The organism is Bradyrhizobium sp. UFLA05-153 (assembly GCF_054185185.1).
Genome location: NZ_JBBIAM010000004.1, coordinates 169,108 through 184,322 on the forward strand (window position 1 = coordinate 169,108; position 15,215 = coordinate 184,322).

Sequence of the window (15,215 nt, forward strand, 5' to 3'; positions counted from 1 at the left end):
AGCTGGGTTAACCCTTCATCAGATTGACGTCCTCAACCGCGATCGAACCGCGGTTGCGGAAATAGACCACCAGGATGGCGAGACCGATCGCGGCTTCGGCAGCTGCGACCGTCAGCACCAGCAGCGCGAAGACCTGGCCGACGATGTCGCCGAGGAAGGTCGAGAACGCCACGAAGTTGATGTTGACCGAGAGCAGGATCAGCTCGATCGACATCAGGATGACGATGATGTTCTTGCGGTTCAGGAAGATGCCGAGGATGCCGAGCGTGAACAGGATCGCGCCGACGGCAAGATAGTGTCCGAGCCCGATCGTCATTTCACCCACTCCGCCGCATCGGCATCCTGGAGCCCCTGCCCCGGCGCCACCTTGCGCAGCGCCATCGCCATGTCGGGCGTGCGCGCGTTCTGAACGTTGATGTCCTGCCGCTTGACGCTGGCCTTGTGGCGCAGGGTCAGCACGATGGCACCGATCATCGCGACCAGCAGCACCATGCCGGCGAGCTGGAAGTAATGGATGTACTTCGTATAGAGCACGAGCCCGAGCGCCTCGGTGTTGGAGACGTTGGTCGGGATCGCCGCCGTGATCGTCTTGGACACGGTCGGGTTGATCACCCAGGCGCCGACGACCAGCAACAGCTCGAACATGAAGATGCCGCCGATCACGAGGCCAACCGGCAGGTACTCGATGAAGCCCTCGCGCAGCTCGAGGAAATCGACGTCGAGCATCATGATCACGAACAGGAACAGCACCGCGACCGCGCCGACATAGACGACGATCAGGATCATCGCCAGGAACTCGGCGCCCATCAGCACGAACAGGCCGGAGGCGTTGACGAAGGCCAGGATCAGGTACAGCACGGAGTGCACGGGATTGCGCGAGACAATCACCATCACCGCCGAGGCGACGCAGATGCCGGCGAACAGATAGAAGAACAGCGCGGGAAGGATCATGCCCTCACCTCACCGGTACGGCGCGTCGAGCTCGATCGCTTTCGCGATCTCGCGTTCCCAGCGATCGCCATTGGCGAGCAGCTTGGCCTTGTCATAGAACAGTTCCTCGCGGGTCTCGGTCGCGAACTCGAAGTTCGGGCCTTCGACGATGGCGTCGACCGGGCAGGCCTCCTGGCAGAGGCCGCAATAGATGCACTTCACCATGTCGATGTCGTAGCGCACGGTGCGGCGGGTACCGTCGTTGCGGCGCGGACCGGCCTCGATGGTGATGGCCTGCGCAGGGCATACCGCCTCGCACAGCTTGCAGGCGATGCAGCGCTCTTCGCCGTTCGGATAGCGGCGCAGCGCGTGCTCGCCGCGGAAGCGCGGCGAGATCGGGCCCTTCTCGAAGGGATAGTTCAGCGTCGGCTTCGGCTGGAAGAAGTAACGCATGGCGAGGAAGAACGCCGAGACGAATTCCGACAGCAGAAGCGAGCGCGCGGTGGCGTTGATGTTGATACCCATGGCGGACCTCACTTCGGCGCGATGCCGGCGAAATGCAGCACGCCGGCCACCACGACCACCATCGCGAGCGACAGCGGCAGGAACACCTTCCAGCCGAGGCGCATCAGTTGATCGTAGCGGTAGCGCGGCACGATCGCCTTTGCCATCGCGAACAGGAAGAACATGAAGAACAGTTTGAGCGAGAACCAGATGATCCCCGGCACCCAGTTGAACGGCGGCAGATCGACCGGCGGCAGCCACCCCCCCAGGAACAGGATCGTCGCCATCGCGCACATCGTGACGATCGCGACATACTCACCGAGCATGAACAGCAGGTATGGCGTCGAGCCGTACTCGACCATGAAGCCGGCGACGAGCTCGGACTCGGCCTCGACGAGGTCGAACGGCGGGCGGTTGGTTTCCGCCAGTGCCGAGACGTAGAACACCACGAACATCGGGAACAGCGGCCACACATACCAGTTCAGGATGGTGAGCTGCGGCAGGCCGATCAGGCTCGCAAAGCCGTGCAGCTTCTGCGCCTCGACCACGGCCGAGAGGTTCAGCGTGCCGGCGCAGAGCAGAACGGTGATGATGACGAAGCCGATCGAGACCTCGTAGGACACCATCTGCGCCGCCGAGCGCAGCGCAGCCAGGAACGGATATTTCGAGTTCGACGACCAGCCGGCCATGATGATGCCGTAGATCGACAGCGACGAGATCGCGAAGATATAGAGGATGCCGACGTTGATGTCGGAGATCACCCAGCCGAGGTTGGTCGGGATCACCGCCCAGGCCGCGAGCGCGAGCACGCACGATACCAAGGGAGCAAGGAGAAAGACGCCCTTGTTGGCGCCGGCCGGGATGATCGGCTCCTTCAGCACGAACTTCAGGAGGTCGGCGAAGGACTGGAACAGGCCCCAGGGGCCGACCACGTTCGGGCCGCGGCGGATCTGCACCGCCGCCCAGATCTTGCGGTCGGCGAGCAGGATGTAGGCGATCGCGACCAGCAGGACGACGAGCACCAACACGCTCTCCGCGACCATGATGATCAGCGGCCAGAGGAACCCGGTCCAGAATGCGCTTTCGAAGAATGCCATCAGATCACGCTTACTCCGCTGCGGTCAGCATCTGCCCGGAGGCAAGCCGCGAGCATTCCGCCATCACGGCAGACGCACGCGCGATTGGGTTGGTCAGGTAAAAGTCCTCGATCAGGGCCTTGAACGGCGCCTTCTCCGGCGCGCCGCCCTTGCCCGCGAGCGCCTTGACCTGGTCGGCACTGCCCGTCTCGATCTGGTCCAGACGGATCAGATGCGGCACCGCCTTGAAGATCGCCTGGCGCAGGGCTGCGAGCGAGTCATAGCCAAGCTTCTTGCCGAGCGCTTCCGACAGCGCGCGGACGATCGCCCAGTCCTCCCGGGCCTCGCCCGGCGGGAACGCGGCGCGTCCCGTCATCTGCGCGCGGCCCTCGGTGTTGACGTAGATCGCCGACTTCTCGGTGTAGGCCGCCGCCGGCAGGATCACGTCGGCGCGATGCGCGCCACGGTCGCCATGGGTGCCGATATAGACCACGAAGGTGCCGTCCGGCGCCTTGATCTCGTCGGCGCCGAGCAGGAACAACAGGTCCAGCGTGCCGAAGGTCGTCATCTGCGCGGCGTTCAGGCCGCCAGCGCCCGCCGAGAAACCGATATCCAGCGCGCCGACGCGCGACGCCGTCTCATGCAGCACGCCAAAGCCGTTCCAGCCGTCCTTCACCGCGCCGACATCGAACGCGATCTTGGCCGCCTGCGCGAGGATCGCCGCGCCGTCGTGACGCGAGGTCGCACCCGCGCCGACCAGGATGACCGGATGCTTGGCGTTCTTCAGGACGTCGGCGAAGGAGTGCTTGCCGGCTGCGAGGTCGGCGAGCGTCTCTGTACCGGCACCGAGATGATCGTAGTCGTAGGTCAGATCGGCCTTGGCGCCGATCAAGCCGATCTTGAAGCCGCCCGCGCGCCAGCGCTTGCGGATGCGGGCGTTGAACACGGCCGCCTCCTTGCGCGGATTGGCGCCGATGATCAGGAGCGCGTCGGCCTGCTCGATGCCGACCAGCGTCGGATTGAAGATGTACGAGCCGCGGCCGAGCGCGGGATCGAAGCCATCGCCGCCCTGCACCGCCAGATTGGCCGAGCCGAACTTGGCGAGCAGATCCTTCAGCGCGAACATCTCCTCGACGCCGGCGAGATCGCCTGCGATCGCACCGATGCGCTTGCCGTCGGTGCGGCCCGCCTTGGCGGCAATCGCGGCGAAGGCTTCGGTCCACGAAGCCGCACGCAGCTTGCCGGCCTCGCGGATATAGGGCCGGTCGAGCCGCTGGGTCCGCAGGCCATCGACGACGTGACGGGTCTTGTCGGAAATCCACTCCTCGTTCACGGCCTCGTTGACGCGCGGCAGGATGCGCATCACCTCGCGGCCACGGGTGTCGACGCGGATCGCCGATCCGATGCCGTCCGTCACGTCGACCGACTGCGTCTTGCCGAGCTCCCACGGCCGCGCCGCGAAGGCGTATGGCTTCGAGGTCAGCGCGCCGACCGGGCAGATGTCGACGAGATTGCCCTGAAGCTCGGACGTCAGTGCGTGCTCGAGATAGGTCGTGATCTCCATGTCCTCGCCGCGGCCCGTGGCGCCCATCTCGGGGGCCCCGGCAACTTCCGCCGAGAAGCGGACGCAGCGCGTGCACTGGATGCAGCGGTTCATCGATGTCTTGACCAGCGCACCGAGATATTTGTCCTCGACGGCGCGCTTGTTCTCGGCGAAGCGGCTGGTGTCGACACCATAGCCCATCGCCTGGTCCTGGAGGTCGCACTCGCCGCCCTGGTCGCAGATCGGGCAGTCCAGCGGATGGTTGATGAGAAGGAACTCCATCACGCCTTCGCGCGCTTTCTTCACCATCGGCGAACGCGTGGAGATCTCCGGCGGCTCGCCCTTGGGACCCGGACGGCAATCGCGCACGCCCCAGGCGCAGCTCGCGACCGGCTTCGGGCCGCCCTTCACCTCGACGAGGCACATCCGGCAGTTGCCGGCGATCGACAGCCGCTCGTGATAGCAGAAGCGCGGAATCTCGGCGCCCGCAGCCTCGCACGCCTGGAGCAGCGTGTACTCCGGCGGGACATCGATCTCTTTGCCGTCGATGATGAGCTTTGTCATTCTTCCTACTCCGCCGCGACCATGTTCACGGGATCGCGGACGCCGGCATCGTCGATGTCGGCCTTGTGCGAATACTGGTCGATGCGCGCTTCGATCTCATGACGGAAATGCGCGATCAGGCCCTGGATCGGCCAGGCGGCTGCGTCGCCGAGCGCGCAGATGGTGTGGCCTTCGACCTGCTTGGTGACTTCCAGCAGCATGTCGATCTCGCGCTTGTGGGCGCGGCCCTCGGCCATGCGGGTCAAGACGCGCCACATCCACCCCGTGCCCTCGCGGCACGGCGTGCACTGGCCGCAGCTCTCATGCTTGTAGAAATAGGAGATGCGGGCGATCGCGCGGATCAAGTCGGTCGACTTGTCCATCACGATCACGGCCGCGGTGCCGAGACCCGAACGCAGCTTGCTTAAGGAGTCGAAATCCATCGGCGTGTCGATGATCTGCTCAGCCGGCACCATGCGAACCGACGAGCCGCCAGGAATCACGGCCTTCAGATTGTCCCAGCCGCCGCGGATGCCGCCGCAATGCTTCTCGATCAGCTCACGGAACGGAATCCCCATGGCCTCTTCGACGTTGCAGGGCCGCTCGACATGGCCGGAAATGCAAAAGAGCTTGGTGCCGACATTGTTGGGACGACCGATGCCAGCGAACCACGCCGCACCGCGCCGCAGAATGTCTGGCGCCACCGCGATCGACTCGACGTTGTTGACCGTGGTCGGGCAGCCGAACAGGCCGACATTCGCCGGGAACGGCGGCTTCAGCCGCGGCTGGCCCTTCTTGCCTTCCAGGCTCTCGAGCAGCGCGGTCTCTTCGCCGCAGATATAGGCACCGGCGCCGTGGGCGACGTAGAGGTCGAACGGCCAGCCGTTGACGTTGTCCTTGCCGATCAGCTTGGCGTCATAGGCCTGGTCGATCGCGGCTTGCAGGTGCTCGCGCTCGCGAATGAACTCGCCACGGACATAGATGTAGCAGGCATGCGCGTTCATCGCGAAGCTCGCGATCAGGCAGCCCTCGATCAGGAGATGCGGATCGTGCCGCATGATCTCGCGATCCTTGCAAGTGCCGGGCTCGGACTCGTCGGCGTTGACGACGAGATAGCTCGGCCGGCCGTCGGTCGATTCCTTCGGCATGAACGACCATTTCAGGCCCGTCGGGAAGCCGGCGCCGCCGCGGCCGCGCAGGCCCGATGCCTTCATCTCGTTGATGATCCAGTCGCGGCCCTTGTCGATGATGGCCTTCGTGCCATCCCAGGCGCCGCGGCGCCGCGCGCCCTCGAGCCCCCAATCATGGAGGCCGTAGAGGTTCTTGAAGATGCGGTCCTTGTCCTCGAGCATTTCAGTGCTTTCCGATCAACGGTTGGCTTGCTTGTAGGCAAGCCCGGCGGCGCAGACAGCGAAGGTCAGCGCCCAGAGCAGACTGGTTTCCAGCGACGCGTTCAGGGTGAAGCGCTGCAGCAGGAAGATGAAGGCGGCCGCGACAGCGGCATGCATCGCGATGAAGCCCCACTTCTTCACGGCGCCGCTCCTCTCCGCTGCCGGTGACGCGAGATCACGCATCAGGTGGTCTCCTTCAGCGTGGTCGGTCCGGTGATGGGGGCCGAGAACTGACGGCCGTTCTGCGGGCCGGGCTTGGGCGGATTGCCCGAGGCAAAGCCGTCGAGCACCTTACCGAAGCTGTCCTTGGTCAGATCCTCATAGGTGTCCTTGCCGATCAGGACCATCGGCGCGTTCACGCAGGCGCCCAGGCACTCGACCTCTTCCCAACTGAAATTGCCGTCCTTGGAAAGGTGGAAGGGCTCGTGATGGATCCGGCTCTCGCAGACGTGGATCAGGTCTTCGGCGCCGCGCAGCCGGCACGGCGTGGTGCCGCAGACCTGGACGTGGGCCTTCTTGCCGACGGGCGCGAGCTGGAACATCGTGTAGAAGGTCGCAACTTCCAGCACGCGGATGTAGGGCATGTCGAGCATGTCGGCGATCACGCGGATTGCGGCTTCCGACACCCAGCCGTCGTTCTGCTCCTGCGCGCGCCACAAAATCGCAATCACGGCGGAGGCCTGGCGACCGGCCGGATACTTCGCGATCTGCTGCTTCGCGAACGCGAGGTTCTCCTCCGTGAACGCAAAGCTCGCGGGCTGGACTTCCTTGGGCGCTAGGCGGCGAACGGACATCTCTTCAATCTCTCACTGGATACGGCGCACAGCCTTCGCATTCAGGGCATCGATCCTGTCCTGCCAGAATGCGCTTGCGGTGCCGAAAACGTTGTAGCCGACGTGGGTGGAGACCTTGATGCGATCGAGGATCGAGAGTTCGGTCACCGTCTCCATGCGATTGGTGCTAGGATCGTAGACAATCAGCTTAAGCGGGGTCTGTTCGAGGATGTAGCGCGACACCGCGTGCGAACGGTCGCTGCCGTGCTCCTCGCAGATGATCACGCTGTCGCCTTCAAGAAGCCGCTTGCCGCCCTTGATGGCCTCGATCTCGACGCCCTCGACGTCGAGCTTGATCAGATACTTGCCGCCAGCCTCGACCTTGCCGTCATCGAGCAGATTGTCGAGCGCAATCACCGGCACTTCCTCGCCGCCCGCCGAGGGGGCGCCGGCGATGCTGAAGGCCTCGTGCTTGGTGCCGGACAGCCGCGCGGTACCGCGCTCGGCACCGATCGCGCATTTCATGGTCTCGAAACGGTTGCCGTTGATGCGGGCGTTGTTCGCAAGCTTCGGATAGTTCTGACCCGACGGCTCGATGGCGATCGCCTTGTGCGCGCCGAACGGCTTGCTCGACACCAGCACCGACCAGTAGCCGTAGTTCGAGCCGCAATCGAGCAGCGTGTAATCGACGTCGACGGAGTCCGCGAACAACAGCTCCAGTTCGTCCTCGTAATTGTAGGAGCGGTTGAGCAGCTTGCTCCAATAGCCGTCGCCGTAAGGAAATTCGAACACGGCGTCGGGGTTGAGCTTGATCGCGATGTTGCGGTCGGGCAGCGTTTTCCGCAGCAGGTTCGCGCAGGCGATGTAGCCCATGTGGGAGAAGTGCGAGGAGATCTTCGATCCCGTCACCAGCGCCAAGGCAGCCGTCCGCTCCCACAGGTTGGCCCCTTCAAGGGCCCCCGAGCCGCGGTCAAACTGGATTGGCGCCTGCACCATCACCGATCGACCTCTCCGAACACGATGTCGAGCGAGCCGAGGATGGCCGAGACGTCGGCGAGCAGATGGCCCCTGCAGATGTGGTCCATGGCCTGCAGATGGGCAAAGCCCGGCGCGCGAATCTTGCACTTGTAGGGCTTGTTGGTGCCGTCGGAGACGAGATAGACGCCGAACTCGCCCTTCGGCGCCTCGACCGAGGCATAGACCTCGCCCGCCGGCACGTGGACGCCTTCGGTGTAGAGCTTGAAGTGATGGATGAGCGCTTCCATCGAGCGCTTCATCTCGCCGCGGCGCGGCGGGAAGACCTTGTTGTCCTCGACCGCGACCGGCCCCTGCCCGTCCGGCGCCTTCAGCTTCTCGATGCACTGCCTCATGATCCGCACCGACTGGCGCATCTCTTCCATGCGGATCAGGTAGCGGTCGTAGCAGTCGCCATTCTTGCCTATCGGAACGTCGAATTCCATCTCGGCATAGCATTCATAGGGCTGCGCCTTGCGCAGGTCCCAGGCCGCGCCCGAGCCGCGCACCATCACGCCCGAAAAACCCCACTCCCAGGCTTCCTTCAGCGGCACCACGCCGATATCGACGTTACGCTGCTTGAAGATGCGGTTGGCGGTGAGCAGGCGGTCGAGGTCGTCGACCACTTTCAGGAACGGATCGCACCAGGCCTCGATGTCGTTGATCAGCTTGGGCGGCAGGTCCTGGTGCACGCCGCCGACGCGGAAAAAAGCTGCGTGCATACGGCTGCCCGAGGCGCGCTCGTAGAACACCATCAGCTTCTCGCGCTCTTCGAAGCCCCACAGCGGCGGGGTCAGCGCGCCGACGTCCATCGCCTGCGTGGTCACGTTGAGAAGATGCGAGAGGATGCGGCCGATCTCGCAATAGAGCACGCGGATCAACTGGCCGCGGCGCGGCACCTCAATGCCAAGCAGCTTTTCCGCCGCAAGGCAGAAAGCGTGCTCCTGGTTCATCGGCGCGACGTAGTCCAGGCGATCGAAATAAGGAATCGCCTGCAAGTACGTCTTCTGCTCGATCAGCTTTTCCGTGCCGCGGTGAAGCAGACCGATATGGGGATCGACGCGCGCGACGATTTCACCATCCAGTTCGAGCACGAGGCGCAACACGCCATGTGCCGCCGGATGCTGCGGACCAAAGTTGATGGTGAAATTACGGAGGTTCTCAGGTTGTTCGTTCATGATCAGACCTTCGGCCCCGCCTTCTCATCGCCGGGCAGCGGATAGTCCGCCCCTTCCCACGGCGACAGGAAATCAAACTTGCGGAATTCCTGGTTGAGCCGGACCGGCTCGTACACAACCCGCTTCTCCTGGTCGTCGTAGCGGACCTCGACGAAACCGGTGAGCGGGAAGTCCTTGCGCAGCGGATGCCCCTCGAAACCGTAATCGGTGAGGATGCGGCGCATGTCGGGATGGCCGACGAAGATCACGCCATAGAGGTCGTAGGTCTCGCGCTCGAACCAGTCGGCGCCGGGAAACACCTCGATCAGCGACGGCACCTGCGTGGTCTCATCGGCCTGCGCCTTGAGCCGGATCCGGGTGTTCAGGGTCGGCGACATCAGATGATAGACGACGTCGAAGCGCTTCTCGCGCGACGGGTAATCCACCGCCGTCACGTCGGTAAAGTTGACGAAGCGGCAGTTCGGATCGTCGCGGAGGTACTTGACCACCTCAACGATCTTGGCGGCCTCGACGTCCACCGTGAGCTGGTTGAAGGCCACCGCGTGACCGGTGGCGGCGCCCGGAAGCGCGCTAACGATCGTTTGCCCAAGGGCGTCGAGCTTGCCGTCGTCCATGACGTAAAACCTTAGCGTTCGATGGTGCCGGTGCGCCGGATCTTCTTTTGCAACAGCAGCACGCCATAGAGCAGCGCTTCCGCCGTGGGCGGGCAGCCCGGCACGTAGATGTCGATCGGCACGATGCGGTCGCAACCGCGCACGACCGAGTAGGAATAATGATAGTAGCCGCCGCCATTGGCGCAGGAGCCCATGGAGATGACGTAGCGCGGCTCTGGCATCTGGTCGTAGACCTTGCGCAGCGCCGGGGCCATCTTGTTGGTCAGGGTGCCTGCGACGATCATCACGTCGGACTGGCGCGGCGAGGCACGTGGCGCAAAGCCGAAGCGCTCGACGTCGTAGCGCGGCATCGAGACCTGCATCATCTCGACCGCGCAGCAGGCGAGACCGAAGGTCATCCACATCAGCGAGCCCGTGCGCGCCCAGGTGATCAGATCGTCTGTGGCCGCAACGAAGAAGCCCTTGTCGGACAGCTCGTGATTGACCTCGAGGAAGAACGGATCATTGGCTCCGACCGGCTTGCCGGTCGACGGGTCGAGAATGCCCTTGGGGGCCGGCGCTAGAACCGGACCGGAGGACTGTGTGGCAGGGTTCAATCCCATTCGAGTGCCCCTTTCTTCCATTCATAGGCAAACCCCACCGTCAGCACGGCGAGGAACACCACCATGGACCAGAAGCCTGTCGCACCAAGCTTGCCGAACGCTACCGCCCAGGGGAACAGGAACGCCACCTCGAGGTCGAAGATGATGAAGAGGATGGCGACCAGGTAGAAGCGGACGTCGAACTTCATCCGGGCGTCGTCGAAGGCGTTGAAACCGCACTCATACGCCGACAGCTTTTCCGGATCCGGCTGCTGGAACGCCACGATGAAGGGCGCGATCAGCAGCACGAGGCCAATCAGGCCCGCTACCCCTATAAAGACCACAAGTGGAAGATAGTTCTGCAGAATGCCGCTCATTGGCGAGCCCTTTTTCCCGCAAGCCTCGGGTGGCTCGCGGATTCGTCCCAATTTGGAATTGTTCTGAGCCTTAGCGCAGTGCACCAAAGGGTGCAAGACGCGCTGTTTTTAGGCCCTTTGCCGCCCCCAGAACAGTGGTAATCCCGGAATCGCCCCGCGGTTGGTATGGAGCAGAACGGCCGCCCCAGCAAGGGCATCCATGTCAGTCTCCCCGCCGTCGGCGGATGCTCCGCGCGGAGCACGTCGGACCGCGTCTCGGGGTGTCTAGGACGGCTTTGCTGTCCTGCCGCGGCGCAGCCAGGCCCAGGGAATGACGAGCACGGGAAAGCCGACCGTCACCCAAGCGACATATTTGCCGATCTCGCCCCAGAGCAGCGCCGCCAACAGGCCGATCGAGGTCGCCACCGCAATCAGAATCGGCGCGCCGAAGACCCGTATCCACGGACGCCAGCGGCCGGACGAGCCATGCATCATGACGGGACCGGGGCTCGTTTGGCGAATGCGTCGGCGCGGGCGGGTCCCCGCTTCCGCCGCCGCGCCAGCCAAAGGTAGAGGCCGCTGCCGATCACGATCATCGTGAGCACGTCGAGCGCGGCCCAGATCACCTTCAGCGGCATACCGCCATAGTCGCCGAAATGCAGCGGTTGCGAAATCAAGAGCGCCTGGAGATAGACCGGCAGCGCCCGGCTGTCGGCGACCTCCCCGGTCTCCCCGTCCAGCAGCACAGGCTTCAGCAGGCGCGCCGTAAGCGCGGTATCGCCGCGCATGAACGCCGCGAAATGGTGCGATGACGTGAACGGGGTGCCCGGGAAGGCGATGAAGGCGATGTCCATGCCGGGTGCGGCCGCCCTGGCGCGGGCGACGACGCCGTCAAGCGAGGCCAGACGCAGCGGCGGCGGCTTGCCGGCATAGGGCCCGACCATGCTCGCCAGTTCGGTCGCCTTCCATTGATCGAGCATCAGCTCGGCCCAGGTGTTGATCACACCGGTCAGCCCGACCACCAGCGCCCAGACAACCGTCACCACGCCGATCAGATTATGCCAGTCGAGCCAGACCACGCGGCGCGCGGCGGAAGCGCGGATGGTCGCAAAGCGCAGGCGGCGGGTGAACGGCCAGTACAGCACCACGCCGGAGATGATCGCGACCGCGAACATGAGCCCCATCGCGCCGAGAAACAGCTTTCCGGCCTGGCCGGCGAACATGTCCGTGTGCAGTTTGAGCACGATCAGCATCGGCCCGACGCCGACGGGTCCGAGCAGCCTGGCCGAGACCGCATCGACGGCACGCACGGTGGCATTGTCCGGCGGGCCGTCCGGCGCGCTATTGGTGAATGCGAACACGATCCCGGGTTCGTCCTTGTCCCAGGAGATATACTGCAGCACCCGCCCCGGATCGGCTGCAAGCGCGGCGTCGGCGACCTCCTGGGTGGTCGCACGCGCCGCGCCCGCATGAGCTTCGGGGCGGGGGGCATAGCCCAGAAGCTCATCGATCTCGTGATGGAAGATCAGCGGCAGGCCGGTCAGGCAGAGCAGGAGCAGGAACACGGTCGAGATCAGGCTGGTCCAGGTGTGGACCACGGACCAGACCCTGACGGTGCGCGCCTTCACGACGCGATCCCCTCGCCTGCCCTCACCATTTGTACGACACGCTGGCTGTGACGCGCCGGCGATCGCCGTAGAAGCAGGACGTCACCGACGCACAACTGGCGACATAGATCTTGTCGGTCACGTTGATCACGTTCAGCGCGGTGCGCCAATTCTGCCATTCGTAGTGAAGCGCGAGATCGCCGAGCACGACGGCGGGAACCTCGAGCGTGCTGGCGGTGTCAGCCCAGGACGAGCCGACATAGCGCACGCCCCCGCCGAAGCCGAACCCCGCCAGCGGTCCCTCCTTGAACGTGTAGTCGGCCCAGCCCGAGGCCAGGAGCTCAGGCGTGTTGGTCGGCGTCTTGCCGATTAGCGATGAATCGAGATCCTTGCTGGTGAAGAGATGATAGCTGGTGAAGGCGCCGATCAGCTTCAACTCCTTCGTGACATTGGCTACCGCCTCGAGCTCGATGCCGCGCGAGGTGACCTCGCCGGTCTGGTTCTGCAACAGCGCATTTGACGGATCGGTGGTCAGCGCGTTCTGACGCTTCAGGTCGAAGGCCGAGACCGTGAAGTAACCGTCGAACCACTTCGGCTGCACCTTCAGGCCGACCTCGACCTGCTTGCCGGTTTCCGGCAGGAGCAACTGGTTGTTGGCATTGAGGCCAATGACCGGATTGTAGCTCGTCGCATAGGACACGTAGGGCGCAAGGCCGTTGTCGAAATTGTAGATGAGGCCCGCGCGCCCGCTGAACCTGCTGTCATCGCGGCTGGCGACTATGGCCCCCGTGTCGCGAGCGGCCTGGGTCGTCTCGACCCAATCATTGCGGCCGCTCACCACGAGCGTGAAATTGCCGAGCTTGATCTGGTCCTGAAGGTAAGTGCCGGCCTGCTTCTGCGTGATCAGGAAGTTGCGGAACGGCCCGTTCGTAAATGGCACATTGAGACCGTAGACCGGACTGAAGACATTGATCGACGGCGTGGTGCCGAACTGGAACTGCTGGTAGTCGTCGATCTGGTAGCCCCGCAAATCGACGCCGAACAGCATCGTGTGCTTCAACAGGCCAGTGTCGAAACGATACTCCAACTGGTTGTCGAGATTGGCCTGGTTGGCGGTGTCCTTCGCATACCAATTGTAGCGCGCGATATCGCCCGTCGTGGCGTTGGAATAGCCGTTGGCGACGAGGCCGCGATAGGTCACGTCGACATGCGCAAACCGCGCATTCTGCCGGAAGGTCAGGCTGTCGTTGAGATTGCGCTCGAACTGATAGCCGAGCATCTCCTGCTCGCGCGTGAACTTGTCGATGCTGGGATCGCTGAGGAACGTGCTCGTCGGGATGCGGCCGAACGCTGCGTTGGTCACCGTGCCCTGATACGGCAGGAAGTTGATGCCGCGGGTATCCTGCTTCGACGCCGAAGCCAGGACGGTGAACGTCGTGTCGGCATCCGGTTTCCAGGTGACCGACGGCGCGATGAAGTAGTTGTTGTCGGGCGTGAAGTCGACCTGGGTGCCGCCGTTCTGGACCTGACCGACGACGCGATAGAACAGCTTTCCGTTCTCAGGGCTCGTCGCGACGGGACCACCGACATCGAAGCCGACATAGGCGTTGCCGAAATTGTTGACGCCGGTCTCGATGTAGCGGATCGGCTCGCTGGGCGGCATCTTGCTGATGACGTTGACGATGCCGCTCGGGCTCGAGGCGCCATAGAGCACTGCCGAGGGACCGCGCAGCACCTCGACGCGCTCCATGTTGAGGGGCTGGAGCTTCCAGCTTGCATAGGACGTGTAGAAGAGCTGCATGCCGTCGAGGAACAGGCCGACATCGTCGGATTTGAAGCCGCGGATCAGCCACCAGTCATTGCGGGTGTCGGCACCGAAGGTTCCGGCGCGCACGCCCGCCGAATAGCGCAGCACCTCATCCAGCTTGTTCGGCTTCTGGTCGCGGATCTCTTCGGCGCCGATGACCGACACCGATTGCGGCGTCTCCATGATCGGCGTGTTGGTCTTGGTGCCGGACGAGCTGCGGTTAGCGACATAGCCGTGGACCGGACCGCGCGGCGTCTCGACGAATCCGACGTTGCGCTCAGGCTGCGGCTTTCTCTCGCTCGCGCTCTGCGCCGCCGCGCGCGGCGTTCGACGCGGCGCCGCGGCGGCCGCGCGGCGGCGGGGCTCAGGCGAAGCCACGGTAACCGGCGGCAAGGCTTGCGCACCGCTCTGCGACGAGGATCCCGAGGATTGAGCGATCGAAACTTGCGGCAACAGCACCAAAGCGGACGCGGTCGCAAGTCCCGCCGACCGCAGCATTCCAAGACAGTTCAACGCACCACCCCAACCTGCAACGTTTGTTGTTCCATGCCGTCAGTGCGAATGACGACATGCGTTGCGGCGACGCTTAAGCGCGCGCGTGCGGGAAACCTAATTGAATACCTCTTAGAAAATTTCTTAGAGATCCTCCAAGAACTCTTCCAAAATGGGCGCTTCGAAAATCGGCGCGGCGATCAGTCGGGATCCTTTTCCGCCTCTAACATCGCTTCGGCGGTGACCGTCAGGTGATCGATCTGCACCAGCAGCGTATCGAGCTCGTCCTTGCTCAATTGCTCAAGCAGGCGCCGATTGCGCTCCTGCGCGCTGGCAACGATCGCGTCATGGGCGGCGAGTCCCGCCTTGGTCAGCGAGATCAGCACTTCGCGACTGTCGTGCGGATTGGCCGTTTTCGCGATCAGCTTGCGTGACGACAGGCCCGCGAGTGCGCGGCTGATCTGCCCCTTGTCCTGACCGACGGCTTCGGCGAGCCGCGCCACGCTCATCGGCGGACGCCGGCCGAGCGAGGCGACGAGACCGAACTCCACCGAATTCAGTCCGACGAGACGCTTGTAGCGGAGGATGGCGCCGCGCCTGAGCAGATTGGCGAGCACCATCAGCCGCGACGACAGCATCACGGTGATCGGTGCCGGCGGCGCCTCGTCCTCAACGTCAGGCGGCATTCGCCCGCCCCTGCTCGGCTTCTGGCTCATGCGCCACCTCTGCCAACAAACAAACGGCCTGCCAAGGGGCGCAAGGACCGGTGGTTAAAATGATTGTCAGAGGCATTCGCAAGATCGTTG

17 protein-coding genes are annotated in these 15,215 nt (G+C 64.1%); all 17 read right to left on the reverse strand.

Annotated elements, in window-relative coordinates; translation table 11 throughout:
• Nucleotides 1-7: 7 nt before the first annotated feature.
• Nucleotides 8-316, reverse strand: coding sequence for an NADH-quinone oxidoreductase subunit NuoK (gene nuoK, locus Q2941_RS04500; RefSeq protein ID WP_027523804.1), 309 nt, complete (start codon nt 314-316; stop codon nt 8-10).
• Nucleotides 313-951, reverse strand: coding sequence for an NADH-quinone oxidoreductase subunit J (locus tag Q2941_RS04505; protein WP_027523803.1), 639 nt, complete (start codon nt 949-951; stop codon nt 313-315). Before Q2941_RS04505 ends, nuoK begins: the two co-directional genes overlap by 4 nt.
• A 9-nt stretch (nt 952-960) precedes the next feature.
• A complete protein-coding gene (gene nuoI / locus Q2941_RS04510; RefSeq protein WP_026232873.1) occupies nt 961-1,449 on the reverse strand; it encodes an NADH-quinone oxidoreductase subunit NuoI in 489 nt (162 codons plus the stop codon).
• Between the two features lie 14 nt (nt 1,450-1,463).
• Nucleotides 1,464-2,531 (reverse strand): NADH-quinone oxidoreductase subunit NuoH, encoded by a 1,068-nt coding sequence (nuoH, locus tag Q2941_RS04515; RefSeq protein WP_027523802.1) that lies wholly within the window; start codon nt 2,529-2,531, stop codon nt 1,464-1,466.
• 10 nt (nt 2,532-2,541) lie between these two features.
• On the reverse strand, nt 2,542-4,617 hold the full coding sequence (gene nuoG / locus Q2941_RS04520; RefSeq protein ID WP_027523801.1) for an NADH-quinone oxidoreductase subunit NuoG: 2,076 nt from the start codon (nt 4,615-4,617) through the stop codon (nt 2,542-2,544).
• Nucleotides 4,618-4,622: 5 nt separating this feature from the next.
• Nucleotides 4,623-5,948 carry an NADH-quinone oxidoreductase subunit NuoF gene (nuoF, locus tag Q2941_RS04525; RefSeq protein WP_027523800.1) on the reverse strand — a complete coding sequence of 442 codons (1,326 nt, stop codon included), beginning with the start codon at nt 5,946-5,948 and terminating at the stop codon, nt 4,623-4,625.
• Nucleotides 5,949-5,963: 15 nt separating this feature from the next.
• On the reverse strand, nt 5,964-6,170 hold the full coding sequence (locus Q2941_RS04530; protein ID WP_027523799.1) for a hypothetical protein: 207 nt from the start codon (nt 6,168-6,170) through the stop codon (nt 5,964-5,966).
• Complete coding sequence (nuoE, locus tag Q2941_RS04535; RefSeq protein WP_027523798.1) at nt 6,170-6,781, reverse strand: NADH-quinone oxidoreductase subunit NuoE; 612 nt, start codon at nt 6,779-6,781, stop codon at nt 6,170-6,172. Before nuoE ends, Q2941_RS04530 begins: the two co-directional genes overlap by 1 nt.
• A 12-nt stretch (nt 6,782-6,793) precedes the next feature.
• Nucleotides 6,794-7,756: an FkbM family methyltransferase gene (locus tag Q2941_RS04540; RefSeq protein WP_458191752.1), complete on the reverse strand. Its 963-nt coding sequence runs from the start codon at nt 7,754-7,756 to the stop codon at nt 6,794-6,796.
• A complete protein-coding gene (locus Q2941_RS04545; RefSeq protein ID WP_254112164.1) occupies nt 7,756-8,952 on the reverse strand; it encodes an NADH-quinone oxidoreductase subunit D in 1,197 nt (398 codons plus the stop codon). Before Q2941_RS04545 ends, Q2941_RS04540 begins: the two co-directional genes overlap by 1 nt.
• Nucleotides 8,953-8,954: 2 nt before the next feature.
• Entirely contained in the window at nt 8,955-9,566 is a 612-nt protein-coding gene (locus Q2941_RS04550; protein WP_027523795.1) for an NADH-quinone oxidoreductase subunit C, read from the reverse strand.
• Between the two features lie 11 nt (nt 9,567-9,577).
• Nucleotides 9,578-10,168: a NuoB/complex I 20 kDa subunit family protein gene (locus Q2941_RS04555; protein ID WP_027523794.1), complete on the reverse strand. Its 591-nt coding sequence runs from the start codon at nt 10,166-10,168 to the stop codon at nt 9,578-9,580.
• Entirely contained in the window at nt 10,159-10,524 is a 366-nt protein-coding gene (locus Q2941_RS04560) for an NADH-quinone oxidoreductase subunit A (protein WP_008136158.1), read from the reverse strand. Before Q2941_RS04560 ends, Q2941_RS04555 begins: the two co-directional genes overlap by 10 nt.
• 264 nt (nt 10,525-10,788) lie before the next feature.
• The gene (locus tag Q2941_RS04565) at nt 10,789-10,998 is read right to left on the reverse strand and encodes a hypothetical protein (RefSeq protein ID WP_254112163.1); all 210 of its coding nucleotides are present in this window, start codon (nt 10,996-10,998) and stop codon (nt 10,789-10,791) included.
• Nucleotides 10,995-12,131 carry a PepSY-associated TM helix domain-containing protein gene (locus Q2941_RS04570; RefSeq protein WP_254112162.1) on the reverse strand — a complete coding sequence of 379 codons (1,137 nt, stop codon included), beginning with the start codon at nt 12,129-12,131 and terminating at the stop codon, nt 10,995-10,997. Before Q2941_RS04570 ends, Q2941_RS04565 begins: the two co-directional genes overlap by 4 nt.
• Before the next feature lie 22 nt (nt 12,132-12,153).
• A complete protein-coding gene (locus Q2941_RS04575) occupies nt 12,154-14,415 on the reverse strand; it encodes a TonB-dependent siderophore receptor (protein ID WP_458191753.1) in 2,262 nt (753 codons plus the stop codon).
• Nucleotides 14,416-14,609: 194 nt separating this feature from the next.
• Nucleotides 14,610-15,125: a MarR family winged helix-turn-helix transcriptional regulator gene (locus Q2941_RS04580; protein WP_027523792.1), complete on the reverse strand. Its 516-nt coding sequence runs from the start codon at nt 15,123-15,125 to the stop codon at nt 14,610-14,612.
• Between the last annotated feature and the right edge of the window lie 90 nt (nt 15,126-15,215).